Genomic DNA, 24,538 nt, shown 5'->3' on the forward strand with positions numbered 1-24,538 from the left:
TTCCATCAGCGGTTTTTTCGCTGATGGTTAGCCCCGTTCTACTGCCGCTAAATTGTCCGCTTAGGCGGATAAAAGCGGCAGTACGAACCCGATTGGTTCAACTAAGCCGCTGAAGCCCACAGCGGCAAGTTTCACTGTAGCTCACCAATTGGACCTTTAGGGACAGTTGCCCTTAGGGCTTACTGTCCCTTAAGAGTGGGATAAGTGAGGGAGAACATCCCTCACTTTTTGTTCGTCCAGGAAATTATAAATTTCTGGTCGAGCCTGCCCAATGGCGCTTGCGCATTTAGTTCTTCCACCCCCTACGACAGTGGAGGCAGGAAATGGTTCAAGCGGAGAATCCCAATCAGCTGCTGGTAATACAATTCAGGCTCGGCAAATAGCGAAGAGGGCTTGATGGCCAATTCGCATATATCCTTTCCATGCCTGTCCGCGGCTTCCTGAAATAGGGAGAACCGCTTGCTGGGCATTGTACGCGGATTTGGCACTCCTTCCCGGCAAATATAAATTGGCTGGAATTTCCCTTCTCCCGCCGGGTTCAGTATGATTGCGAGTGAAGTAACTTCTTTATTGCCGATAACAGTATTCAGGGCGAGGAAATGCCTGATTCGATGCGAATTTGTTTCCGCGATTTCAATCAGTTCGTACAAATCCCCGTACCCCCCGCCAAGTTCAATGAAACGCTGAATCAACGAATTTCGCCCCTTTTCAATTATTCTGCTTCCCTACATTACCACATCGCCCTTTTTGAAAAAAGAAAAAAACCCCGCAGGAATCCTGCGGGGTCCTTCTATATCCCACTGGGGACAGAAGGCAAAGGGAGAGGAGAAACCGGAGGAAAACTTATGGGGAAACGTAAGTTTTCTCCGCGGTTGGCAACAACATCCTCGAAATGATGTTGTTACTACCAGTATTTCCACTGAAGGCTAGGATATACTCCCGTTTTTCCGGAAATTTTTCTAAAATAGAAATACAAACCGGAAAAATTAGATTTGGCTGTCAGGGCCAATTGTGTTAGGATTATGAAAAAAGTATTTTCAGATTAGCGGTGATTGTTGATGAGAGTCGTTTCAGGAAGCTGCAAGGGCCGCCCGCTCAAAGCCGTACCAGGCGTAAGCACAAGGCCAACCACCGATAAAGTAAAGGAAGCCATTTTCAATATGATCGGCCCCTATTTTGATGGAGGCGCGGGCCTGGACTTGTTCGCGGGAAGTGGAGGCCTGGGAATTGAAGCGCTTAGCAGAGGGCTTGATACAGTCATTTTTGTTGACCGGGACCCGAAAGCAATTTTGACGATTAAAGAAAATATTAAAGCCTGTTCCTTCGATAACCGCACGGAGGTATACCGGAACGATGCGGAAAGGGCTTTAAAGGCCTTAAGGAAGCGGGACATGGCTTTTGACTACATATTCCTCGACCCTCCCTATAAAAAACAGCAGCTTGTTTCCCTTCTTGAAAGGATCTTCACGGAGAAAAGGCTGAATAGCGGGGGCACCATTTTGTGTGAACACAGCAAAGATGTACAGATGCCGGAGAATGCCGGCGGCTTTACAAAGATAAAAAGTGAAGTTTACGGGATTATCGCTATTTCAATTTATGCTTATCCAGATCCAATCCAGGAGGGTAATGACAATGGCTAGCATTGCAGTCTGCCCGGGCAGTTTTGACCCAATCACATATGGGCATCTCGATATCATCCGGAGAGGCGCGAGGGTTTTTGATGAGGTTTACGTGGTCGTTCTGAACAATTCATCAAAGAACCCGCTGTTTTCCGTGGATGAAAGAATTTCACTGATTGGCGAGGTTACGAAAGATTTAAAGAATGTAAAGGTCGACTCGTTCCAGGGCCTCCTTGTCGATTATGCCAAAAGTGTCAATGCCGGGGCCATCATCCGGGGGCTGCGCGCTGTTTCCGATTTTGAATATGAAATGCAAATCACATCAATGAACAGGGTCCTGAATGAGAATATTGAAACCTTTTTCATTATGACAAACAATCAATATTCCTTCTTGAGCTCGAGTATTGTGAAAGAGGTCGCGAAGTACGGCGGAAAAATTTCCGAGCTCGTTCCACCTGCGGTCGAGGGTGCATTACGAAAAAAATTTGATGATTGATAAAAATATGAAAAAGCCGGGCTACTGAGCCTCCGGCTTTTATTTGTTTTCGTGGCCGTTGTAAAACTACCATTATGGGCTTCCCCGTTTAAGCCTTTTGAATAAAATGGCTATGTAGACGGCCAGTGCGAAAATGGTGATCAACGGGCCTGCCAAGGCAAGTTGGAAAAAGGAATGGGAAATAAGCTGTGACTGTTCCTGGAGCATGACCGGGACAGCACCCAGTCGAGCCACGGAACCTCCTACCTTGGAATAGAACGGTTCCCACAATAAAAAAGAAAATGTGCTGGCGAAACAGCCATGCATAATTCTTGCGATGAAAAAGGGTTTAAACCGGATATCCGTTTGCGCAAGGATGCTTGCTACCTGGGCCTGGACGCTAAAACCGCTGAATGCGAGGATAAAACTTGTAACCATTGCCTGCTGTCGCAATGTCGCCTCGTGGACCTGGCTGGTGAGCTGGCTGCCGAGTGTGATCTCAAACAGGCCGGAAATAAAGGGAATGCTCAGTACTTTAGGAAAAGCCAGTGAAGAAAGGAGAAAATCCACGCCTTGTGCCAGGAAAGCTGTAACTTGAAGATGGAATAGAAGTTTGTTTACTACTGAAAACAGGATAATAAATCCACCAATCATAAGAAGTGTCTGGATTGAAGAAGTAACCGCGTCGCCAAGCAGCTTGCCTATCGGCCTGTTATCTTTTATACGTGTCCTATGAAGGGCGGCGAGGGCCTCCCTTATTTTAAACTTTTTGTGGCGGCTGCTCCTTGTCATTCGTTCATCGTACCCATAAAATCTCATGAGAAGGCCCACGGCAATATTGCCGAGGTAATGGGAAATGGCAAGGATTACCCCCAATTTTGGGTTACCGAAAAATCCAACTGAAACAGCCCCGAAAATAAAAAGGGGATTCGAAGAATTGGTAAATGACACAAGCCTTTCCGCTTCCAACCTGGTAAGGCTGCCTTCCTGCCTAAGCCGGGCGGTCAATTTCGCACCTGCAGGGTAGCCGGAGGCCATCCCCATCGCCCATACGAAACCGCCCACGCCAGGCACTTTAAAAAGCGGCCTCATGAACGGTTCCAGGAGAACTCCTATGAATTTAACAACCCCAAATCCAATCAGCATTTCCGAAATGATAAAAAAAGGAAGCAAGGAAGGGAAAACAATTTTCCACCACATATTCAAACCCCTAACCGACGCCTGAAACGATTCCTGTGGAAAAGCGATTAAAGACGCCGCCATGAGGGTTACAGAAGCTGCTAGGAAAATTGTTTTTATTTTGGAACGGAACATGGCTTGCCTCCTTCGTGATACAAGTAGAATGGATGGTTAAGCGCAAAAAGGCATGATAGAATGGTTAGGCACGCTGAAGACGTAAAGGATTGGAAATGGCTCTTATTTGCAAAAAAGCTTATGGACATGGGTGGATCAGAATGCCGCATAACCCTTGTCCCTGTAACACAATATACTCATAGAATGATGATTTAGACCATAAGATTGAAGGAGATTTTCCGGCCTTGCCAGCTAGTCCAAAAAATGCTTGCATCAGGCATTGCAGCCTCTGCCAGTGTAAAGAATGATTAGGATCAGAGGAGGACAGATTGTAATGGCCCCAAAAGTAGGTTTGGCGCTTGGATCAGGAGGAGCCCGGGGATTTGCCCATTTGGGGGTACTCAAGGTTTTGCGGGATGAGGGAATTCCCATTGATATGATTGCGGGGAGCAGCATGGGCGCGCTTGTCGGGTGCCTGTACGGAACCGGAATCGATTTGGAACGATTTCATAAACTATCGATTTCCTTCAAGAGAAAATACTTTCTTGATTTCTCCGTTCCCAAAATGGGCTTTATCGCTGGAAAACGGGTAAAAGAGTTTATTAGGTTATTTACCCATAATAAAAATATAGAGGAACTGGATCTGCCAGTCGCGATTGTCGCGACCGATTTAATGAGTGGGGAAAAGGTCGTTTTTAAAGACGGCCCTGCAGCAGAGGCGGTCAGGGCCAGCATTTCGATACCCGGTATCCTGATTCCTGAAAAAATAGGCGGAAGGCTCCTAGTAGACGGAGGAGTCGCTGACAGGATCCCTGTCTCCGTTGTAAAGGAAATGGGTGCAGATATTGTCATAGCCGTGGATGTTTCCGGTTTCCAGCGGAATGCCCGGATTGATTCGATTTATGATGTCATAATGCAAAGCATCGACATCATGCAGGCCGAACTTCTGAAAAACCGGGAAATCGAATCGGATGTAATGATTCGCCCGCAGGTTGGCAGATTCAGTTCTCGAGCCTTTACCAATATTGAAGAGATTATTAAAATAGGGGAAGAAGAGGCTCGAAAAACGATAGGACCAATCAAGGATGCCATTAGGCGCTGGAAGGAGCAGCAATAGAAATGCACAAAAAACACCTGAAAATCCCATACGTACTCGCGGCACTCCTAATAGTGGCAAGTATGTTCTATACTTTGCCTTACTATATATCAAAGCCCGGATTGGCAAAAGAACTTGAACCCATCATCTCGGTGGAAGGCGGCCATAAGGAAGAAGGAAGCTTCATGCTCACGACTGTCAGGATGGGGAAGGCCAATATCTACACCTACCTACTGGCGAAATTCGGCAAATACCAGGAAATCTATCCTATTGAAACGATTCTTCGCAAAGGGGAAAGTGAGCAGGACTACAACACCAAACAGCTGCATTTAATGGAAAGTTCGAAAACGAACGCGATTGAAGCGGCATACAAAAAAGCCGGGATTCCTGTGGAGTACAGGTATAAGGGAGTTTACGTGATGAGCATCGTGCCAGGCATGCCGGCTGAAGGAAAGCTTGAAACAGGGGACAGGCTCATGACCGCCGATGGGAAAAACCTCAAGTCGATGACAGAGCTATTGACCCTCCTTGCCTCGAAGAAAGCAGGGGAGAGCGTTGAACTGGATTATATAAGAGACGGGAAAAAACATCATGTAAAGCTGCCGCTCAAGCCATTCGAAGAGTTACCCGAAAAAGCGGGCATTGGCATTGAACCTGTCGATGACAGGGAAATCATCGTCAGCCCTAAAGTGAAGGTCAAAACCGATGAAATCGGGGGGCCATCCGCCGGCTTGATGTTCGCACTTGAAATTTACAACCAGCTAACCGAGGAAGATTTGACGAAAGGGTACCAAATCGCGGGCACCGGTACGCTAAGTGATGGAATTGTCGGCCCGATCGGCGGAATTGAACAAAAAATAGTAGCTGCCGATAAGGCGGGGGCGGAATACTTTTTCGCGCCAAATGAAAAGGGTGCCAAAGACTCGAATTATCGGGCCGCAGTAAAAACAGGAAAGGATATAGGGACAGATATGGTCATCGTACCAGTCGATACCTTTGACGATGCAGTCACATATCTAGAAAAACTAAAACCCAAAAAAGGAAAGGGATGATGCCTCATGGCTTCATCCCTTTTCGATAAGGACAGGCGGCTGGCTGTATTCCATTTCCAGCAGGTTTTGGCCTGGGGTTCCGGGAATGCCGAGTGAATAAACGGCGGAAGCCCTTATGTCGAGATTAATCTCTGTCCCAGGAAAAGAAGAAAGCTTCGATACCAGGGGAAGACCAAGGGTCCCTTTATGCATGTTGAGGTAACTTCTGCCCTTCTCCGTCATCCCCAAGAGGCGCAAATAGCTGGCCCCGGTGGAATCCGCAGCCATTTCCTCCTTTTTCGCATTAACAAGCACATGGGTGCAAAGTCGCTGGATCCTCGTCCACGTATAGCGCTTTGTTTTTGCGAATTCCATGAATTCCTGAAAATTCGCAGACCTGCGTGCGGCTTCCACTAGACGGTTTTCGAGGCCTTCTTCCGCTTCATAAATCGTACCGAGGTCTTCGGGGCTGCTTTGAAGCAGGCGATACTTCAAAAATGGCCAGTAGCTTTCCCAATTATGGAAACCGCCGAATTCACCCATGTATTCCAGAAGTATTTTCCTGGTTTGTCCAGGGATATAGCGTCCAATTCCTTCAAGGCCCGAGTCTCCTGCGAATAGGGCCTTTCTGAGGCTTGTCGCGCTCGCAATCGTCGCGGAAGAAAAATCCTCGTCGTGGTAGTTTGCGTTTTTCCTCCTAACGGTCATCGGTTTCATCCTGCTATTAAGTGAAGAAATTGATTTTACATAATGATAGCCAAGGATATTGTTTGGCTGCGATAGTGGAATCGTATCAGGCGGCGGATTCAGGTCGGCAAATGCCAGCGAAGCGGCCCTCGGATAACTAACCCCTGTTTTGCTGTATTTTTTGATCAGACCGTCGTATGCCGGCCTATTCGCATCGATGAAGGCTGCCGTTTTTTCAAAGGCGCCAGCTTCCCCAGATTCGCTTCCGAAGCAAAGGTGCGAACAGCCGGCGGCATCAAGGATGGAAACGGCGCCGCGGGCAAATAATTCTGCTTTCTGGGTGCTGAATTTATAAGGCAATTCAAAGACGATGTCAACTCCATTTAAAAGGGCCATCTTTGTCCTTGCCCATTTGGAGACCAGTGCTGGTTCCCCTCTTTGGAGAAAACTGCCGCTCATCGCGGCTATGGCGATGTCGGCACCAGTTATCTCCTTTGCAGATTCAAGATGGTATAAATGGCCATTATGGAACGGATTATATTCTACAACGATACCGACGGCTTTCAATTAACAGCCCCCCTTTTACCTATACTCTTTACCTCTTACTATAAATCAGTGGGGGCCAACAGTAAAACCCCTTAATCGGAGGTCATGTTTGCGCCCGCCATTTAAGGTTAAACTAAAGAATAGCAAGGTTCGTCCGCTGACTGGGGTGAGTTTTTCATCCCGCTTTGGGTGTAAAGAAAAAATATTGACAAATGGTTTTGTGGGGGCTATAATTACCTTTGTTGCCTTGGGGTGATGAAAATGAAATGGACAATAAACCAGCTGCAAAAAAGCCGGAATAAGGAAATGGCGATTGATGAAATGGTCCAAGCCGATGAAATCAAGGAGATTGATTCATCCATCAGGGGCGTTTCCCCGATCCATGTAACTGGACGGGCTGATATCGGTGCGCATAAAGTTGTGTTCCATATCAGGATGAAAGGCCATTTGGTCCTGCCTTGTTCCAGGACATTAGTTGATGTCAATTATCCAGTTGATGTCGAAACGACGGAAACATTCCTTTTCAATACTTCTGGATATGAAACAGATGAGGAAGCCCATCAGGTTAAGGGTGACGTGGTCGACTTAATGCCCGTCATCAGGGAAATCCTTCTGCTTGAGGTTCCGATGCAGGTATTTTGCGATGATGTAAACGCCGAAGGGGCCGCTCCTCAATCCGGAAAGGATTGGGAGGTTGTCCGCGAGGAAGATAAAAGCAACCGGATTGATCCGAGGCTTGCGGGGCTCGCCAAGTTTTTTGACGACAACAATCCATCCGATTCATGATCGGCAAAAAGTAAGCAAGTGAAGAACCAGCATTTCTGGCCTTCATAACTTTCTTATAACTCTTTTAAGGAGGTGGGAAGAATGGCTGTACCTTTTAGGAGGACTTCTAAAACTGCGAAAAGAAAGCGTCGCACTCATTTTAAATTAAATGTTCCTGGTATGGTGGCATGCCCAAATTGCGGAGAAATGAAACTTGCTCACCGCGTTTGTAAAGCTTGCGGAACATACAAAGGGAAAGAAGTTGTCAACGACTAATTTTCCGTTCGATCAAGCACAAGGGATTGCATCCCTTGTGCTTTTTTCGTTTGTTTGGCAAAGTAAAACATATACAAAATCCGGGAGGTCCAGGAATGGCTTATTCAATTAAACAGCTTAATGGAGGTATCCTTCTCTTTACAATCGAGAGGGAAGAAAAGCGGAATGCCATCAACTATGAAATCATGGAAGGACTTACAAGGCTAATGGACGAAGCGCGTGGGGAAGCGATTAAGGCCATAGCGTTAACGGGGACCGGAGACCGGGCGTTTTGTTCGGGAGGGGACCTGGGGGAATTTCACTCGCTAAAAACAAAGGAGGAGGCATTGCCGATGCTCTCCAGGATGGCTGGCATTCTCCATGGCCTCCTGACATTCCCCAAGCCGACAGTCGCGGTCTTTAACGGCACAGCCGTTGGGGGAGGATGCGAGCTTGCTGCCGCCTGCGATTTCCGGATTGCCAAATCTGGGATAAAGGCCGGCTTTATCCAGGGGAGGCAGGGAATCACAACGGGCTGGGGAGGCGGGTCCATCCTTTCGGAAAAATTTCCGGGACCGTTTGCGATGCGGCTGTTAATGGAAGCGGAACCGCTGCCAGCGGAGGAATTGGCCGAGGCCGGCTTCATTGACAAAATCTTTGAAAACAACCCTGAAGAGGCGGCGGGAGAGTTCCTATCGAAGATGGTAAGGCATGAGACGGGCGTTCTTGTAGGTTACAAAAGAGTATGGACCGCCAAATGGGAGGCAGCGAAACTCTGGGATAGAATGAAAAAAGAAGTTGATTTTTGCTCGGGGCTGTGGGAAAGCGAAGCCCACAACCGGCAAGTGGCGGCGTTCCTGAAAAGAGGCTGAAAAATCCGGCCATCCGATGCTATTCTATCTTTCCTATTACGCGCATATGTATGAGGTAAAACAAATAGGAGGGATGACGGATGCCATCGACACGCCAGGACGCATGGACGCCGGATGAGGATTTGCTGCTCGCCGAGGTAATTCTCAGGAACATTAGGGAAGGCGGCACCCAGCTGCAGGCATTTGAAGAGGTGGGAAGACAGCTTTCCCGCACTCCAGCAGCATGCGGATTCAGATGGAATTCCCATGTAAGGAAACAATACAAGGCCGGAATCGAACACGCCAAAAGCCAGCGGAAGGAAGGAAAAAAGCTGGGGGATCCACAGGGGAAAAAAGTTTCCCGGAATGTAGGGGAAATTGAGAGAGAAGAGCGGAAAGAGGAAGGCGGCAAGCCAATTGATTTCCATTCAATCATTTCCTATCTTGGACAGCTTTATGAATTAGCGGAAAACTCGGCATCGAACGCAAATGGGCAAAAACAATTACTTGCGCGCATAGAAGAGCTGGAGGTTGAAAATGGGAGGCTGCTAGCGGAATTGGACAGGATTAAGGAGGACTATCACTCCCTTATGGAAATCCTTGAAAGAGCAAGGACAATGGCATTCAGCAAGGACGGGTCCCAGCAGATGCAGCAAAAAGCAAAGTTCCAGGTTGACAAGTTCGGAAACTTGGAACGGATTGAATGAATGGAATCCAGAAAAAGGCTGCATGTCAACCATGCAGCCTTTCACTTTAAAAGGATGATTAATGATGCTGGGCGCTGACCCCTTCAGGGTACCAGACAAGCGGATTTTCCCCTAGGTCCCTTTCGACCTCATAAACGACATCCGTGAAGCCGTGCTTATGCCAGAAGCCCTGGGAACCGACGCGCGGGTTCGTCTTAATCGGGTATCCAAATCCCTTCGCGAATTGGACGAGCGCTGTTCCGTATCCTTTTCCCTGATAGTCTGGAAGGACCTCCAGTTTCCACAGCTCAAGATATGTCTGGGGTGGCTCGAAATAGCGATCGAATTTTGAGTCTACCTGGTAAAGGCTCATCCTTGCGACCAGTTTATCGCCGAAGTAAATCCCATAAAAGGGCGACACGCTATCATTTTCAATAATGTTCGCTTCAAGGTCCTCGAGCATGGAAAGTTCTTGAAGCCCATACTCCTTGAATCTTTTAAATTCTTCAAGCGTTTTGTAATTGACTTTCAGCTTTTCAACTTTTACCGCCACATTAATACCCCCCTAATTACCCTCTTTTATTTCAATTCAGAAGAAAGAAACAGGTGATGCTGTGTATCTTTGGTTTACCAGTTTTATTATATATCAAAAAAACAAAAAATTCTGCATTAAAGCATGGATTTCCAATTTCAAAATTTGCAGGATATTCAGAGTATATGGTAGAAACATAGTATAAGGACTTATTATTCCATAAAAAACTGTATCCGCTTACATTCCGATTTCCGTGCCGCGACATGGAAGTTGCTATTTTGGGAGTTTTTTAGGGATGTAATGGACAACAGGAAAGAAAGGGGTATTATGTGCGAAGGGTTTTGATTGCGAACAGGGGTGAAATAGCCCTTAGGATAATAAAAACGTGCGAGAAGATGGGCATTGAAACGATTGCCATCTATTCCGATGCCGACTCGGGCCTTCCATATGTGAAAGAAGCCACGGAGGCAGTGCGGATCGGCGAACCTCCAGTCCTAAAATCGTATTTGCAGTCCGAAGCGATTATTGAGGCCGCAAAAAGGTTGGGCGCTGATGCAATACATCCCGGATATGGATTTTTATCGGAAAATGCCGAATTTGCCGAAACAGCCCAACGGGAAGGTATTACTTTCATCGGGCCAGAGCCTGGGACAATCCGGCTGATGGGAGACAAAGTCGCTTCCAGGGAAACGATGCAAAAAGCGGGTGTTCCGGTTGTGCCAGGGAGCTTCGCCGGAATAGAGACAATGGAAGAGGCCGCTGAAATCGCGGAGTCAATCGGTTACCCTGTAATGCTGAAAGCATCAAGCGGAGGTGGCGGGATTGGTATGGTGAAATGCTCGACAAAGGAAGAACTGGAGAAGTCTTTTTCGTCCGTTAAGTCGAGGGCTAAGGCCTATTTCGGGTCGGACGGCGTCTTTCTTGAAAAATTCATTCAAAATGCCCGGCACATTGAGGTGCAGGTTTTTGGGGACTGCCATGGAAACGTCGTCCATCTTTTCGAGCGGGATTGCTCGATTCAAAGGAGGAACCAAAAGGTAGTGGAGGAATCCCCATCTCCATTTCTGTCGGAAGGGTCGAGGCAAAAACTTTTTGAAACCGCTATCAAAGCTGCGAAAGCAGTCAACTACACGAATGCGGGAACAATCGAGTTCATATTTGATGAGGAGGAGAATTTCTACTTCCTTGAAATGAATACCCGGCTCCAGGTTGAGCATCCAGTAACCGAAGCGCTTACCTGCCTGGATCTGGTGGAATGGCAGATTCGCGCCGCCCGCGGTGAAACTCTCCCGGCAAAGCAAAGCGAAATAACCGCCTCGGGCCATGCGATCGAATTTCGACTGTATGCCGAAGACCCTGTGAAATTCCTACCTTCCCCAGGGAAAATCGAGGTGTTTTCTTTTTTGGAAGGAGTAGGAATGCGGATTGACTCTGGATATATGGAAGGGGATACAGTCACCCCTTATTACGACCCGATGATCGCAAAATGCATCTTTTCAGGAAAGAGCAGGGAAGAAGCCCTGGCGCGGTCGAAAAAATTCTTTGAAGAAATGCGATTGACGGGCATCAAAACGAATGCGCCGCTCTTCAGGGAAATCCTTGAGAACCGGGATTTCGCGGAAGGAAATTATACCACCGCATTCCTGAACAACCGCTAACCGGTTTAAAGAGAAAGCGCCACGCTGGAAAAATAATAAAATGATGGAGGAAAAACGCATGAAGGAAATAGTATCTTCTATGGCAGGAACAGTATTCAATATTTTGGTGTCAGCAGGTGATGACGTTGCCGAGGGGCAAACCATCCTCATCCTGGAATCAATGAAAATGGAAATTCCCGTAGAAAGCACTGCCAGTGGAAAAATAGCAGACTTAAGGGTGGCAATTGGAGACTTCGTAAATGAAGGCGATATCCTGGCCACTTTGGAATAAGGAGGAGCTTATGACAGGAACAAGTGCAATCCAGCAGAAATTAACCGACAAAAGGAAGGCCGCCGAAGCAGGAGGGCACCAAAAATACCATGAAAAGCTGAAAGAGCAGGGGAAGCTTTTCGCAAGGGACCGGCTTGCATTGCTTTTCGACAATGGGGAATACGAGGAAGATGGCAAATTTGCCAATAACACCACAGAAGGCCTTCCTGCAGACGGGGTGGTAACCGCCATAGGAAAAGTGGGCGGCCAGACTGTTTGTGTGATGGCGAACGATTCGACCGTAAAAGCGGGGTCCTGGGGTGCAAGGACGGTGGAAAAGATCATCAGGATCCAGGAAACCGCCGAAAAGCTGAAAGTACCTCTTCTTTACCTCGTGGATTCCGCGGGAGCCAGGATTACGGACCAGCTGGACATGTTCCCGAACCGCAGGGGCGCTGGCAGGATTTTTTATAATCAAGTCAAGCTTTCGGGCATGATTCCGCAAATCTGCATCCTGTTCGGCCCTTCCGCTGCTGGCGGAGCATACATACCGGCTTTTTGCGACATTGTGATTATGGTCGACGGGAATGCGTCAATGTACCTGGGCTCCCCGAGGATGGCGGAAAAGGTAATCGGGGAAAAAGTCACACTCGAGGAAATGGGCGGAGCCAGAATGCACTGCTCGATTTCAGGCTGCGGGGACGTCCTCGCTTCCTCGGAGGAAGAAGCGATCGATTCCGCGAAAAATTACCTTGCGTATTTCCCTGCGAACTTCCGTGAAATGCCGAAAGCCATTTCTTCTCAGCCGCCGGCTCCAGGTCGTGAACTTGAAGCGATCATCCCGGAAAATCAAAATGCCCCTTTTGATATGTATGAAGGAATTCACACCCTGATTGACGAGGGCAGCTTCTATGAGATTAAGAAACTTTTCGCGCCGGAACTGATTACCGGGCTTGCGCGAATTGGCGGGAAGACAGTTGGCATCATCGCGAACCAGCCAAAGGTAAAAGGCGGAGTGCTGTTTGTCGATTCAGCTGATAAAGGGGCGAAGTTCATCCAGCTTTGCGACGCTTTCCACATCCCGTTGCTTTTCCTGGCGGATGTTCCGGGCTTCATGATAGGGACCAAGGTGGAAAGGGCAGGAATTATCCGCCACGGAGCAAAGCTGATTGCGGCGATGAGCTCCGCGACAGTGCCGAAAATTTCGGTAATTGTCAGGAAGGCCTATGGAGCGGGATTGTACGCGATGGCCGGCCCCGCGTTCGAACCAGATGTATGCATCGCCCTGCCTACGGCCCAAATCGCCGTAATGGGGCCGGAAGCCGCGGTAAACGCTGTTTACTCAAATAAAATCAATGAAATCGAAGACCCGAAGGAAAAGATGGCATTCGTCCAGGCTAAACATCAGGAGTACAGGGAATCCATCGATATTTATAAATTGGCTTCCGAATTGATCGTCGATGAAATCGTCGCGCCTTCGGAATTGCGCGATGTATTGATCAAACGGTTCGGCTACTATGAAACGAAGGAATTGAATTTCAGTACAAGGAAGCATCCGGTCTACCCGGTATAAACGGCAAAAGGGCTTTTCCCCAAGGGAAGCCCTTTATTTTTTTAAATCCACGAAAAACTAGGAAAGTGCGCTAAATAACTAATTTTCGGTACAAAGGTCCTGTAATTTGGTAAAATGTAGGCAAAGAGAAGGCGGGTTGATTTTACGATGAAAATAGGAATTGTCGGGGCAGGTTCGATAGGTTTGCTTTTCGCCGCTTACATGAACGGCCTATTCGATGTGACTGTATATACGAGGACGATTGGCCAGGCGGAACGAATTAACAGAAACGGCGTGAGGCTAGTTAAAGGGGCTGGACCTTTGACGGCTAATGTTCGGGCAAAAGCCCTGGGGACCGGTCCAATGGACAACGATTTGACAATCATCGCGGTAAAGCAATATCAGCTTGAATCGGTCCTCTCCCACCTTCCTGCTAAAGGAGCTCTGCTTTTTCTGCAAAATGGGATGGGGCATTTGAGGCTGCTCGAACAATTGAATGTGGAAGCGATTTATGTAGGCTCGGTAGAACATGGAGCCTTGAGGGAAACCCCTGACACTGTGAGCCATAATGGCGCCGGCCTCACCAGGGTCGCTGTATTCAGAGGAAGCCCCGACCTGCTTGAAAAGGTTGCATCGTTGTTGTCCGATACATTCCCAATGAAACTGGAACCGGATTTCTATGAAATGCTTGCTGGCAAGCTCGCGGCCAACGCCGTCATTAATCCTTTAACCGCAATACTTGGAGTGAGGAATGGGGAGCTCGTTGAGAACCCGCGCTATGAAAAGCTTCTCGAAAAAGTCTTTGAAGAGGCTGCCGCAATATTGGGTTTTAAGGATCCGCAAGATAGGCTTGCGAATGTAAAGAGGATTTGCCGCAATACTTCCGAAAACCGGTCATCGATGCTGAAGGACCTTGATGCTGGAAGGCCGACGGAAGTTGACGCAATCCTCGGCTACCTCCTTGATGAGGCGGATGACAGGGAAATGGCTGCCCCTCTTTTGAGGGCGTTTTATGAAATGATAAAAGGAAAGGACTCGAACGGGAGGGAAAGCTGTTGAGCACAATTTTGTCATCCATTTTCGCATTGTTCATTTTTCTCCCGTTGCTGGGATATGTACTTGTATTTGCGATATGCAAACCTCTCTTAGGCAGCCATCGCCGTTCGGTTGGGCTTGCGCTTGACGCCACGACGTTTCTTTTGGTCATATCTGTCCATTTTCTGATCCTGACAATCTGGAAAGTCTCGTTTCTTTGGCTCATTTTTGTTGTCCTATTGTCGGTGGGGATGGCTGCGGCTGTTTTCCAATGGAAAACAAAAGGGGAAGTCGTTTGGCGCAAAGTATTCAAAGGGTTCTGGCGGTTTACTTTCTTGCTTTTTTTTACAGCTTATGTCGGATTGATTTTATTCGGCCTTGTGGAACGGGCAATCATTGCCGTCCAGGCTTCCTAGAATCCAGAAAAAAAACAGGCAAAGTTTTTTTCCTGGCGCGGTGTAAATGCTATACTCATATGGTATGACTATCGTTAAATCAGAAAGGAAGTACTGTATGGAGATTTCAGATCTCTCACTGCCGGCTGTGAATCGATTTGCTTCAGAATACCTGGAGCAGTCGGATGCGGTGAGGCCGTTTTTTCATTATACATATAACACGCCCGGAGTTGATAGGGAAAGGCTGGATGATTTGGCATCAAGGGATTTCCCAAGGGAGAAGATTGCCGCGCATATTGAATCGTACATGTCCAGGTTCGGGATAAGCGCGCAAACCCATGAAACCATAGAAAAATTAAAACGGCCCGATAGTGCGGTTGTTATTGGGGGGCAGCAGGCCGGGATATTGACTGGCCCTCTTTATACGATACATAAAGTTATATCGATCATCCGGCTCGCAATGCTTGAAGAGGAAAGGCTCGGAGTCCCGGTCGTGCCGGTTTTCTGGATTGCCGGCGAGGACCATGATTACCATGAGGTCAACCATATTTATGTCCCCTCTGGAAATTCCGCTGAAAAGTGGATTTTCCCCCAAAAAACAACCGGGAAAAAAATGGTTTCCGATATTGAAATTGACCGTGGGCTTTGCGGGGAGTGGGTTTCCAAAATTTTTGCCCATTTCGGTGAGACGGGACATACAAAGGAATTGGCCGGATTTATTGAACGTTCCCTCGAGGCGTTTTCTTCCTACAGCGATTTTTTCGCCGCGCTGGTCCTTCATCTTTTCAAAGATACCGGACTGCTGATTGTGGACTCGGGAAATAAGGAGCTACGCCAAATCGAGAGCAGCAGATTCGAGGCGATTATAAATAGCCATGCTGAAATCTCCGGAGCACTCCTTCGCCAGCAGGAGGCGATTAGAAAACAGGGATTTACCAATACAATCGAGGCGTCGGAAAATTCAGCGAACCTGTTTTATTACGACCCAACACTTGAAGAAAGGATCCTTCTTGAATTTGATCCTGAGGCTGAACGGTTTACCGGTAAAAGCGGATCGGTGGTTTTTTCGAAAGATGAATTGCTGCTAATTGCTAGGGAAAAACCGTTTTTGTTAAGCAACAATGTCGTGACGAGACCGTTGATGCAGGAATGGCTATTTCCAGTCCTCGCCTTTATAGGAGGGCCAGGCGAAATCGCGTACTGGGCTGAATTGAAACAGGTGTTCGAACACTTCTCAATGAAAATGCCTCCAATCGTTCCGAGGCTTAATATTACTCTTCTTGAACGCGCGGTAGAAGATGACATCCAGGAATTAGGCCTGGATATCGCCGATGCCCTTATCCATGGCACAGGCGCGGACGAAGAGAAGTTCCTGTCTTCCATAAAGGATGAAGAATTAGACGAGGCGTTCGAGAAGGCGAGGGATGCAATAGTCAGGCAATATGAAGCGCTTGTCGAAAAGGCGGCAGCTTCCGTTCCGTCCCTTCTTCCGATTATGAAAAAAAATGAATCAATCATCCTCTCCCAGGTCGCTTTTTTGGAAAAAAAGCTTGAAGAAGCTCTCCGATTGAAGCATAAGGCAGTCCTCGATAAATTCGCGCGTATCAACCTTGCCCTTCGCCCGGATGGCAGCCCGCAGGAACGGGTATGGAACATCGTTTACTACCTGAATAAATACGGCCCGGATTTTGTTTCAAGGCTTGCCGCCCTAGATTATCAATTTGATGGAAAACATAAAGTGGTCCGGCTATAGGAGGCATTGCCCCCCGCGGGTGCCGCGCCCTAAATGATGGCAGCCTCGTGCTCCTGCAAGCTTGTTTTTAGCTCTCCTTATGGAGGGCTTTTTTTTTGCATTTTTTCAACCATCTTGTTTCAGGCTTTTAAGGAAACATTTTGGGGGAAAAGAAAAAAAGTGTGGAGGAAAGTGGTGGATTGTGGTACATTTTAATTAGAAAGTGGGGGTAATGGCATGTTCATGGGCGAATATCATCATAACATTGATAATAAAGGCCGCCTGATAGTGCCTTCTAAACTAAGGGACAGCCTTGGGGAAATGTTCATCATCACCCGGGGGCTGGATCGATGCCTTTTTGGATACCCGCTAACCGAATGGAGCCTCATTGAAGAGAAGCTTAAAGCGCTTCCCCTCACAAAGAAGGATGCCCGTGCTTTTACGCGGTTTTTCTTTTCCGGGGCAACTGAAAGCGAAATTGATAAGCAGGGCAGAATCAACATTCCGGCTCCATTGCTTGACTATGCAAATTTACAAAAAGAATGTGTAATCTTAGGGGTTTCCAATCGAATTGAAATTTGGAGCAAGCAGATTTGGGAAGAATACTTCCAGGAATCCGAGGATTCTTTTGCTGAAATTGCAGAAAATATGATTGGCTTCGATATATAAGGGAATTATTTTTTCCGAATAGTTTCCTTGAATATCGTTCGATTGGAAGGGTGGCTAGCTATGTTTCAACATACTACCGTTTTACTGGATGAAGCAGTTGAAGGACTAAATATTAAACCGGATGGCATCTATGTGGACTGCACATTGGGAGGTGCGGGCCACAGCATGGAAATTATCCGGAGGCTTGGAGAAAATGGCAGGCTGGTTGCATTTGACCAGGACGAGACAGCAATCAAAAATGCAAGGGAAAAGCTTGCGCCCTTTGCCGGCAAGCTTACTTTGATTCAAAGCAACTTCCTGCATCTTGAGAGCGGCCTCGAAGAAATCGGGATACATAAGGTCGACGGAATCCTATATGATTTGGGAGTATCTTCTCCGCAGCTCGACACACCTGAGCGGGGGTTCAGCTATCACCATGACGCGCCGCTAGATATGAGGATGGACCAAAGCGCGGACATATCGGCTTATGATGTGGTGAATGGCTGGGATTATAATGACTTGGTGAGGATTTTTTTCCGCTATGGGGAAGAGAAATTCTCCAAGCAGATTGCCCGTAAAATCGAAGCTGCAAGGGAAAAAAAACCGATTGAAACAACATTCGAGCTTGTTGAACTAATCAAGGATGCCATACCCGCTCCCGCAAGGAGAAAAGGTGGACATCCTGCGAAAAGGATTTTCCAGGCGATCAGGATTGCGGTGAACGATGAACTGGGCGTTTTTGAAAATTCCCTAAAACAGGCAATCAATTTGCTGAACCCAGGCGGGAGGATTTCCGTCATTACGTTCCATTCCCTAGAAGACAGGATTTGTAAAGCGGCCTTCAAGCAAGCTTCCGAAACGCCGCCGCTACCTCCGGGGCTGCCAGTCATACCAGACGAATTCAAACCCGTCTTAAAACTCGTGAACAGGAAACCAATCCTTCCTTCAGACAGGGAACTTGAAGAAAACAACCGCGCACGGTCGGCAAAACTGCGCATTGCGGAGAAACTTTAAAATGCCAAAATCAGAGACGAGATAATAAAGCAGAAAATCAGGAGGGGAAAGAATGAGCAGTTTAGCAAGAAAGCTTCAGGAACAGCAGAGCCAGCAAAGGCAGCAGGTAGTCCAGCCTGAAAGGAGAAAAGCGTTAAGGCATCAGGTTACGCCAGGTGAAAAACTGATTTGGGCTATATTTGCAGCCCTGCTATTCTTCGGGGCGGTCCAAATTGTCTCAGCTCAATCTGAAATCTATACAGTGAACAAGGATATCCAGGAAATGAAAGCATTTGTCAAGGAACAGGAAAAAGCGAACGGAGACCTGAAAATCCAGGTGAAAGAACTTAGCAACTACGACCGGATTATGGCAAAAGCAAGGGAACTTGGCTTGATGCTGAACGAAAATAATGTCAAGGTCGTGCAATAAAAATGGTGAAAAAACAACCGAATATTAACAGGGGAGCAGTTGGATTGTTTTTTCTATTCAGCCTGCTCTTTTTTGCCATCCTATACCGTTTTTTTGTTATTGGCATAACAGGGGAAGCAGCCGGCCAGCCTCTTGCGGCTCGGGCGGAACAAAAACATATGAGGCATGGCACGATTGAGGCGGCGAGAGGCACCATCATGGACAGGAGTGGTGAAGTCATCGCAGAAGACACCGCCTCCTATAGCCTTGTTGCCATCCTTGATAAGAAAATGACCACAAACCCTGAAAATCCGAAGCATGTCGTGGATCCCGAAAAAACCGCCGCCACACTGGCAAAATATATCGATTTAAGTGAAAGCGAAATCCTCAGGATCCTCTTGAAGAAAAAAGATAACCCAAAATTATTCCAAGTGGAGTTTGGCAAAGCCGGAAAAGATATATCCTTTCAGGCAAAGAAAAAAATTGAAGCCGAAAAGCTGCCTGGAATTACATTTAAAAAGGAATCAAAGCGCTTTTATCCGAACGGTGTTTTTGCCTCCCATGTTGTTGGTTTCGTTGAAAAAAAGGAAGGAAACAACGGGTCGTCAAAGACTATTGGGAAACTTGGCATAGAAAAATCGATGGATAAATCTTTAAAGGGCGAGAATGGTAGTATCGATTACGAGAGCGACCTATGGGGATATTTACTGCCCTCCGGGAAGGAGCTTGTCACGCCCGCTCAAAATGGCAATGATATTTATTTGACTCTGGACAAAAAAATCCAGACATTCCTTGAGGATGCATTAAATAAGACGGTCGAGGAATATAATCCGAAAAAAATCATTGCAATTGTCGCCAATCCGAAAACAGGAGAAATACTGGCGATGGGCCAAAGGCCAACGTTCCACCCAAAAACAAGGGATGGAATTGAAAAAAGCTGGCATAATGAAGCAATCGAATATCCGTTTGAGCCAGGTTCCACAATGAAAATCTTTACATTAGCCGCCGCGGTAAATGAAGGAGAATTTAATCCGGAAGAAAAGTACAAATCCGGGTCTTACAGAGTTACTGAGCGTGATAAGGCGATCAAGGACCATAATGGTAGAGGATGGGGAACAATCACCTACCTTGAAGGCGTCCAGCGTTCATCGAACGTGGCCTTTGCCAAAATCGCCAAAGAAAAGTTGGGATTTGAAAAGTTCCGGGAGTATTTAACAAGGTTCGGGCTCGACAGGCCGACGGGTATCGATCTTCCTGATGAGGCGACGAGCCAGCTTCGCTATGACTGGCCAATCGAAAAGATCACAACTTCGTTCGGCCAGGGGACGGCAATCACCGCCATCCAGCAAATCCAGGCGGCGACCGCCATCGCGAACAACGGAAAAATGATGAAGCCGCACGTCATCAAGAAGATCGTCGACCATGATACAGGAGAAATAATAGAGGAAACAAAACCTGAAGTCGTAGCAGAGCCGATTACCCCGGAAGCCGCGAAAAAAGTCAGGGATATCCTTGAAACGGTTATCACATCACCAAAAGGAACGGGGCATAACCGGTATAATCTTGAAGGTTACAGTGTCGCGGGAAAAACAGGGACAGCGGAAATGTCCCAGGGCGGTGGATATTTAAACGGTCCGGGGGATTATATTTTTTCCTTTCTTGGTATGGCGCCAGCGGATGATCCGAAGCTGATTGTCTATGTGGCCGTTCAGCAGCCTGATATCGACAGCTATTTCAAAGGCTCGCTTCCTGTTTCGATGGTCTTTAACCCGGTCATGAAAAACAGTCTGCAGTATATGAATATAAAGCCTTCAAGCCTCGTTGTCGCAAAAACAGAAGCGCTTCCCGACCTTGTCGGCAAGCCTTCCGCCGAAGCGGGGAAAGCGCTGAAGGAAAAAGGATTTGACACGGTTACCATGGGCAAGGGAGGGACTGTCTCCGGCCAGATTCCCGCCCCGGGTGAAACTGTGATGGAAGGCGAAAAAGTAATCCTTCGAACTGCTGGCGATGCGATTATGCCGGATTTGACCGGATGGTCTTTGCGGGATGCCCTGAAGGCCGCGAACCTTGCCGGGCTTAACCTGAACTTCAAAGGCTCAGGGTATGTCGTGAAGCAAAGCGTTACAAAGGGTACGCCTATAAAAAGCGGCGACCATCTCACGGTCGAATTGGAAACGCCTCTTGACAGCTTGAATAGGGACGATAAGGTAGAGGAGAACCCTGAAATTAAGGAGTAAAGTGATACACTGCCAGTTAACGAATACTCTCGCAATTGGAACGCCGGCGGCAATTCCGCCGGCGTTCTATTTTGTTGGATGCCCGCATAAAAATGAACCGACAGGCATGTCCCTTAAAAGGGAAACGCCAAGCGTTTATCCGGAATGGCGCGCGAAGAAGGGGGAGCAATTATGCGGGTTTCAAATGTTACTGTAAGAAAGCGCCTTATGGCAGCCCTGTTCACGGGCATTCTGATTTTCTTTATTATTGATGTCAGGCTTGGCTACGTCCAGTTTTACCTAGGCGATATGCTGACAGGCAAGGCGAAGGATTCGTGGAGCAGGAACATTCCGTTCGCCCCTGAAAGGGGGGAAATTATTGACCGCAATGGTGTTCCGCTGGCGACCAACATCAGTTCCCCAACGGTCTGGATTGTTCCCAGGCAAATTGTAGATCCCGAAGTTGCCGCGGAAAAGCTGGCGGCCGTCTTAAATACTTCGAAGGAAAAAACGTTAAAAAGCCTAACGGAGACTGAATCTATCATAAGGCTGCCTTCAGGCCGCAAAATTTCTCACGAAAAGGCAAAGGAAATACGTTCGCTAGGCCTAAAAGGAATTTATATCGGCGATGACTCGAAGCGCCACTATCCTTTTGGAAGCTATCTATCCCATGTCCTTGGCTTCGCGGGAATTGACAACCAGGGGCTCATGGGCCTTGAATTGTTCTATGATAAGGAACTAAGCGGCCAAAAAGGGTCTGTCCAATTTTATGCCGATGCAAAAGGCAGGCGGATGGATGATATGGCCGATGATTACCAAGCCCCGGTAGACGGGCTGGATTTAAAGCTTACGATTGACACGAAAATACAGACAATCGTCGAACGGGAGATGGAAATCGCCCAAAAAACATATAATCCCGACGGACTTATCGCGATTGCCATGAATCCAAATAACGGCGAAATCCTGGCGATGTCGAGCAGGCCGAATTTCGACCCGGCAAATTTCAGGAAAGTCCCGCAGGAAGTATACAACAGGAACCTCCCTGTCTGGAGCACATACGAGCCAGGATCGACTTTTAAGATCATCACCCTTGCCGCCGCCCTTGAGGAAGGTAAGGTGAATCTGGAAAAAGATCATTTCCATGATTCGGGAAGCGTGCAAGTCGCCGGGGCGAGGCTTAAATGCTGGAAGCGCGGCGGGCATGGAAGCCAGTCGTTCCTAGAGGTTGTCCAAAATTCCTGCAACCCCGGCTTTGTCGAGCTTGGCGAAAGGCTGGGGAAGGAAAAGCTATTCAGTTATGTAAAAGGGTTTGGCTTCGGCCAGAAGACGGGAATTGACCTCCAGGGAGAAGGTACCGGAATTTTATTTAATATGAATCGTGTTGGCCCGGTCGAACTGGCAACGACAGCTTTCGGGCAAGGGGTTTCTGTAACGCCGATCCAGCAGGTAACCGCGGTCGCAGCTGCCGTGAATGGAGGATACCTGTACACTCCATATATCGCGAAGGAATTAATTGATCCCGCAACGAAACAAGTAGTCATGAAAAATTCCCCGAAATTGAAAAGGCGGGTCATCTCAGAAGAAACATCGAAACAAATCAGGCATGCGCTGGAAAGTGTTGTTGCCCAGGGGACCGGAGGCAAAGCATTCATCGATTCCTATCGGGTTGGCGGAAAGACCGGGACGGCGCAAAAAGCGCAGGGCGGCCGTTACCTTGAAAATAACCATATTGTTTCATTCATTGGTTTCGCGCCGGCAGATGATCCTCAGCTGGTCGTATATGTTGCCGTGGATAATCCAAAAGGGACCGTCCAGTTTGGAGGCGTTGTCTCAGCACCGATCGTAGGGAATATCATGAAGGATTCCTTGCTCGCTCTGGGAGTTGAACCGAGAAAGGACCAAATCGAAAAGAAAATGACGTGGCAGGATGTTCCGATGATCTCAATGCCAAACTTGGAGGGGCTTACAAAAAAAGAGCTCGCCGAACAGATGGAAAACCTGAAAATCGAGGCAAAAGGGGAAGGCGATACTGTGGTAAAACAGCTGCCGCAACCTGGAACCCGGGTTAAGGAAGGATCATCGATCATCCTTTATTTCGGCAAAGGAAAGTGAAGTCTGGAAGGCGATGGAATTTATTCCACCGCCTTCTTCCTGTCCCCCCAGCATATGCCAATCGTTTGCGGGAACATCCATGGAAAACATTATGGATTAATGGCTAAATGCATGTATATCATGTAAAATAGGTATCGATTGTTAAGCATGAGAGGAATTGAAAATAATGAAACTGCATGAGCTATTATTTCATTTGCATCAGCCCAGCCCTATGCCGGATGGAAATCCGGAAATAATGTCAGTGGAGGACAACCACAGCAAAGTCCAGGCAGGCAGCTTGTTTATATGCATTAAAGGCTTGTCCGTTGATGGCCATGATTTGGCAGCGGAGGCTGTAAAAAATGGCGCGGCGGCCATCGTTGCCCAAAAAGAGCTTGATGTTCCCGTACCTGTATATATTGTGCGTGATACGTCTAGGGCCAAAGCGATTCTTGCGGATGCCTTTTACGGACATCCGAGCCATGGTATCCATTTAACGGGGATAACCGGGACGAACGGAAAAACAACAACAAGCCATTTGATAGAGCGGATTTTTGCGGACGCAGGCAATAAAACAGGGCTTATAGGTACAATGTATACAAAGGTCGGCGACAAGAAATATGAGGTGAAAAATACAACCCCGGAAAGCCTGACGTTGCAGAGGACGTTCAAGTTAATGGCCGATGAGGGAGTTACCCACGCCGTTATGGAGGTTTCCTCACACGCGCTCGACTATGGCAGGGTCCATGGAACTGATTTCAATGTCGCTGTTTTTACGAACCTGACGCAGGACCATCTCGATTACCACAAGACGATGGACAGATACCGGCAGGCAAAGAGCCTTTTGTTTTCCCAATTGGGAAACGCCTATTCCGATGCCTCGCCAAAATTTGCTGTTTTAAATGCAGATGATCCTGCCACCGAAGAGTTTATTCGTGTAACCGCGGCATTGATACTTACATATGGGATTGATGAAAAGGCTGATATCATGGCCAAAAACATCAGCCTTTCCCCACAGGGCACAACATTTACACTTGAAATTTCCGGAAAAAACTATCCTGTTTCAATGAAACAAGTCGGCAAATTCAACGTTTATAACGCCCTTGCCGCGATTGGAGCCGCAGTTGCTTCCGGGATAAAGCCAGAACTTGCAATTTCATCACTTGAGCGGATCGAGGGAGTGGCAGGGAGGTTCGAGACTGTCGATGCGGGACAGGACTTCACAATTATTGTAGATTATGCGCATACCCCGGACAGCCTGGAAAATGTCCTTAAGACAATCCGTGAATTCGCGAAAAAGGATGTTTATGTATTGGCTGGCTGCGGTGGCGACAGGGATAAGGCGAAGCGCCCTCTGATGGCCCGTATAGCCTGTGATTACGCCACACACCCGGTTTTCACTTCAGACAACCCAAGGAGTGAAGTCCCCGATGCCATCCTCCGCGATATGGAGGAAGGCGTAAAAGGCAGGTACTACAAGGTCATCCCGGACAGAAAGGATGCGATTGAGTTCGCGGTCGGTTCTGCCAAAGCCGGGGATGTCATACTTATAGCTGGTAAAGGGCATGAAACATACCAGGAAATAAAAGGTGTCCGGTATGATTTCGACGACCGGGTTTGTGCAAAGGAAGCGGTCAGCCGCTTGGCAAAAGGCAATAAAAAATCTAACTAAACTTTTTAATGGAGACTAATGTATTGATATGAGTAGTGGACAAATTGTTTT

24 protein-coding genes are annotated in these 24,538 nt (G+C 47.7%); 20 read left to right on the forward strand and 4 right to left on the reverse strand.

From position 1 onward, the window contains the following. Positions 1-302: 302 nt before the first annotated feature. Positions 303-692 (reverse strand): DUF7147 family protein, encoded by a 390-nt coding sequence (locus tag DRW41_RS02535; protein ID WP_115450382.1) that lies wholly within the window; start codon positions 690-692, stop codon positions 303-305. A 366-nt stretch (positions 693-1,058) separates the two neighbouring features. On the opposite strand from DRW41_RS02535, the gene rsmD reads away from it, so the two are divergent. Both rsmD and coaD read left to right on the forward strand, forming a co-directional pair. Further along, a complete protein-coding gene (gene rsmD, locus DRW41_RS02540; protein ID WP_115450383.1) occupies positions 1,059-1,640 on the forward strand; it encodes a 16S rRNA (guanine(966)-N(2))-methyltransferase RsmD in 582 nt (193 codons plus the stop codon). Further along, on the forward strand, positions 1,633-2,115 hold the full coding sequence (gene coaD / locus DRW41_RS02545) for a pantetheine-phosphate adenylyltransferase (RefSeq protein WP_115450384.1): 483 nt from the start codon (positions 1,633-1,635) through the stop codon (positions 2,113-2,115). Before rsmD ends, coaD begins: the two co-directional genes overlap by 8 nt. Positions 2,116-2,187: 72 nt before the next feature. Here coaD and spoVV read toward each other — a convergent pair whose 3' ends face one another. Continuing rightward, entirely contained in the window at positions 2,188-3,408 is a 1,221-nt protein-coding gene (spoVV, locus tag DRW41_RS02550; RefSeq protein ID WP_115450385.1) for a dipicolinic acid transporter SpoVV, read from the reverse strand. A 313-nt stretch (positions 3,409-3,721) separates the two neighbouring features. Between spoVV and DRW41_RS02555 the strand changes: the two genes are divergently transcribed. Both DRW41_RS02555 and DRW41_RS02560 read left to right on the forward strand, forming a co-directional pair. Next, a complete protein-coding gene (locus tag DRW41_RS02555; protein ID WP_245959320.1) occupies positions 3,722-4,504 on the forward strand; it encodes a patatin-like phospholipase family protein in 783 nt (260 codons plus the stop codon). Positions 4,505-4,506: 2 nt separating this feature from the next. Continuing rightward, a complete protein-coding gene (locus DRW41_RS02560) occupies positions 4,507-5,535 on the forward strand; it encodes a SepM family pheromone-processing serine protease (RefSeq protein ID WP_115450387.1) in 1,029 nt (342 codons plus the stop codon). Between the two features lie 12 nt (positions 5,536-5,547). Here DRW41_RS02560 and DRW41_RS02565 read toward each other — a convergent pair whose 3' ends face one another. Beyond that, complete coding sequence (locus tag DRW41_RS02565) at positions 5,548-6,768, reverse strand: nucleotidyltransferase (protein WP_115450388.1); 1,221 nt, start codon at positions 6,766-6,768, stop codon at positions 5,548-5,550. A 240-nt stretch (positions 6,769-7,008) separates the two neighbouring features. On the opposite strand from DRW41_RS02565, the gene DRW41_RS02570 reads away from it, so the two are divergent. From DRW41_RS02570 to DRW41_RS02585, 4 genes are all read left to right on the forward strand, one after another. Beyond that, positions 7,009-7,533, forward strand: coding sequence for a YceD family protein (locus tag DRW41_RS02570; RefSeq protein WP_115450885.1), 525 nt, complete (start codon positions 7,009-7,011; stop codon positions 7,531-7,533). An 81-nt stretch (positions 7,534-7,614) separates the two neighbouring features. Beyond that, complete coding sequence (gene rpmF, locus DRW41_RS02575; RefSeq protein WP_007086250.1) at positions 7,615-7,788, forward strand: 50S ribosomal protein L32; 174 nt, start codon at positions 7,615-7,617, stop codon at positions 7,786-7,788. Positions 7,789-7,883: 95 nt separating this feature from the next. Beyond that, positions 7,884-8,639 (forward strand): enoyl-CoA hydratase/isomerase family protein, encoded by a 756-nt coding sequence (locus tag DRW41_RS02580; protein ID WP_115450389.1) that lies wholly within the window; start codon positions 7,884-7,886, stop codon positions 8,637-8,639. Between the two features lie 80 nt (positions 8,640-8,719). After that, positions 8,720-9,325 carry an RsfA family transcriptional regulator gene (locus DRW41_RS02585; protein WP_115450390.1) on the forward strand — a complete coding sequence of 202 codons (606 nt, stop codon included), beginning with the start codon at positions 8,720-8,722 and terminating at the stop codon, positions 9,323-9,325. Positions 9,326-9,383: 58 nt separating this feature from the next. Here the strand turns inward: DRW41_RS02585 and DRW41_RS02590 are convergent, their stop codons facing one another. Next, entirely contained in the window at positions 9,384-9,857 is a 474-nt protein-coding gene (locus DRW41_RS02590; RefSeq protein ID WP_115450391.1) for an N-acetyltransferase, read from the reverse strand. Positions 9,858-10,165: 308 nt separating this feature from the next. Here DRW41_RS02590 and DRW41_RS02595 point away from each other — a divergent pair, with 308 nt between their 5' ends. The 12 genes from DRW41_RS02595 to DRW41_RS02655 all read left to right on the forward strand — a co-directional run bounded on the left by DRW41_RS02595 (position 10,166) and on the right by DRW41_RS02655 (position 24,487). Beyond that, positions 10,166-11,494 carry an acetyl-CoA carboxylase biotin carboxylase subunit gene (locus tag DRW41_RS02595; RefSeq protein WP_115450392.1) on the forward strand — a complete coding sequence of 443 codons (1,329 nt, stop codon included), beginning with the start codon at positions 10,166-10,168 and terminating at the stop codon, positions 11,492-11,494. 58 nt (positions 11,495-11,552) lie between these two features. After that, the gene (locus tag DRW41_RS02600; RefSeq protein ID WP_115450393.1) at positions 11,553-11,765 is read left to right on the forward strand and encodes a biotin/lipoyl-binding carrier protein; all 213 of its coding nucleotides are present in this window, start codon (positions 11,553-11,555) and stop codon (positions 11,763-11,765) included. Positions 11,766-11,775: 10 nt separating this feature from the next. After that, on the forward strand, positions 11,776-13,317 hold the full coding sequence (locus DRW41_RS02605) for an acyl-CoA carboxylase subunit beta (RefSeq protein WP_115450394.1): 1,542 nt from the start codon (positions 11,776-11,778) through the stop codon (positions 13,315-13,317). Positions 13,318-13,464: 147 nt separating this feature from the next. Beyond that, positions 13,465-14,355 (forward strand): 2-dehydropantoate 2-reductase, encoded by an 891-nt coding sequence (locus DRW41_RS02610; protein ID WP_115450395.1) that lies wholly within the window; start codon positions 13,465-13,467, stop codon positions 14,353-14,355. After that, a complete protein-coding gene (locus DRW41_RS02615) occupies positions 14,352-14,747 on the forward strand; it encodes a DUF3397 domain-containing protein (RefSeq protein WP_115450396.1) in 396 nt (131 codons plus the stop codon). The genes DRW41_RS02610 and DRW41_RS02615 overlap by 4 nt, the downstream gene beginning before the upstream one ends. A gap of 97 nt (positions 14,748-14,844) precedes the next feature. Further along, a complete protein-coding gene (gene bshC, locus DRW41_RS02620; protein ID WP_115450397.1) occupies positions 14,845-16,479 on the forward strand; it encodes a bacillithiol biosynthesis cysteine-adding enzyme BshC in 1,635 nt (544 codons plus the stop codon). Between the two features lie 216 nt (positions 16,480-16,695). Continuing rightward, a complete protein-coding gene (mraZ, locus tag DRW41_RS02625) occupies positions 16,696-17,127 on the forward strand; it encodes a division/cell wall cluster transcriptional repressor MraZ (protein ID WP_115450398.1) in 432 nt (143 codons plus the stop codon). 60 nt (positions 17,128-17,187) lie between these two features. Next, complete coding sequence (gene rsmH / locus DRW41_RS02630) at positions 17,188-18,120, forward strand: 16S rRNA (cytosine(1402)-N(4))-methyltransferase RsmH (RefSeq protein WP_115450399.1); 933 nt, start codon at positions 17,188-17,190, stop codon at positions 18,118-18,120. Positions 18,121-18,172: 52 nt separating this feature from the next. After that, positions 18,173-18,529, forward strand: a complete 357-nt coding sequence (gene ftsL, locus DRW41_RS02635) for a cell division protein FtsL (RefSeq protein ID WP_115450400.1) — start codon at positions 18,173-18,175, stop codon at positions 18,527-18,529. 2 nt (positions 18,530-18,531) lie between these two features. After that, a complete protein-coding gene (locus DRW41_RS02640; protein WP_115450401.1) occupies positions 18,532-20,745 on the forward strand; it encodes a PASTA domain-containing penicillin-binding protein in 2,214 nt (737 codons plus the stop codon). 171 nt (positions 20,746-20,916) lie between these two features. After that, positions 20,917-22,836, forward strand: a complete 1,920-nt coding sequence (locus DRW41_RS02650) for a stage V sporulation protein D (protein ID WP_115450403.1) — start codon at positions 20,917-20,919, stop codon at positions 22,834-22,836. 166 nt (positions 22,837-23,002) lie between these two features. Further along, a complete protein-coding gene (locus DRW41_RS02655; RefSeq protein WP_115450404.1) occupies positions 23,003-24,487 on the forward strand; it encodes a UDP-N-acetylmuramoyl-L-alanyl-D-glutamate--2,6-diaminopimelate ligase in 1,485 nt (494 codons plus the stop codon). Positions 24,488-24,538 lie beyond the last annotated feature (51 nt).

The sequence above is a fragment of the Neobacillus piezotolerans genome (genome assembly GCF_003362805.1).
Classification (GTDB): domain Bacteria; phylum Bacillota; class Bacilli; order Bacillales; family Cytobacillaceae; genus Bacillus_D; species Bacillus_D piezotolerans.

Bases quoted from the DNA above. Each gene is read 5' to 3' on its own strand.
- DRW41_RS02560 (WP_115450387.1), top strand. From the start codon at position 4,507: ATGCACAAAAAACACCTGAAAATCCCATACGTACTCGCGGCACTCCTA.
- DRW41_RS02650 (WP_115450403.1), top strand. From the start codon at position 20,917: ATGCGGGTTTCAAATGTTACTGTAAGAAAGCGCCTTATGGCAGCCCTG.
- coaD (WP_115450384.1), top strand. From the start codon at position 1,633: ATGGCTAGCATTGCAGTCTGCCCGGGCAGTTTTGACCCAATCACATAT.
- bshC (WP_115450397.1), top strand. From the start codon at position 14,845: ATGGAGATTTCAGATCTCTCACTGCCGGCTGTGAATCGATTTGCTTCA.
- DRW41_RS02570 (WP_115450885.1), top strand. From the start codon at position 7,009: ATGAAATGGACAATAAACCAGCTGCAAAAAAGCCGGAATAAGGAAATG.
- DRW41_RS02610 (WP_115450395.1), top strand. From the start codon at position 13,465: ATGAAAATAGGAATTGTCGGGGCAGGTTCGATAGGTTTGCTTTTCGCC.
- DRW41_RS02580 (WP_115450389.1), top strand. From the start codon at position 7,884: ATGGCTTATTCAATTAAACAGCTTAATGGAGGTATCCTTCTCTTTACA.
- DRW41_RS02605 (WP_115450394.1), top strand. From the start codon at position 11,776: ATGACAGGAACAAGTGCAATCCAGCAGAAATTAACCGACAAAAGGAAG.
- rpmF (WP_007086250.1), top strand. From the start codon at position 7,615: ATGGCTGTACCTTTTAGGAGGACTTCTAAAACTGCGAAAAGAAAGCGT.
- DRW41_RS02655 (WP_115450404.1), top strand. From the start codon at position 23,003: ATGAAACTGCATGAGCTATTATTTCATTTGCATCAGCCCAGCCCTATG.
- spoVV (WP_115450385.1), bottom strand. From the start codon at position 3,408: ATGTTCCGTTCCAAAATAAAAACAATTTTCCTAGCAGCTTCTGTAACC.
- ftsL (WP_115450400.1), top strand. From the start codon at position 18,173: ATGAGCAGTTTAGCAAGAAAGCTTCAGGAACAGCAGAGCCAGCAAAGG.
- DRW41_RS02600 (WP_115450393.1), top strand. From the start codon at position 11,553: ATGAAGGAAATAGTATCTTCTATGGCAGGAACAGTATTCAATATTTTG.
- rsmH (WP_115450399.1), top strand. From the start codon at position 17,188: ATGTTTCAACATACTACCGTTTTACTGGATGAAGCAGTTGAAGGACTA.
- rsmD (WP_115450383.1), top strand. From the start codon at position 1,059: ATGAGAGTCGTTTCAGGAAGCTGCAAGGGCCGCCCGCTCAAAGCCGTA.
- DRW41_RS02555 (WP_245959320.1), top strand. From the start codon at position 3,722: ATGGCCCCAAAAGTAGGTTTGGCGCTTGGATCAGGAGGAGCCCGGGGA.
- DRW41_RS02640 (WP_115450401.1), top strand. From the start codon at position 18,532: ATGGTGAAAAAACAACCGAATATTAACAGGGGAGCAGTTGGATTGTTT.
- DRW41_RS02585 (WP_115450390.1), top strand. From the start codon at position 8,720: ATGCCATCGACACGCCAGGACGCATGGACGCCGGATGAGGATTTGCTG.
- mraZ (WP_115450398.1), top strand. From the start codon at position 16,696: ATGTTCATGGGCGAATATCATCATAACATTGATAATAAAGGCCGCCTG.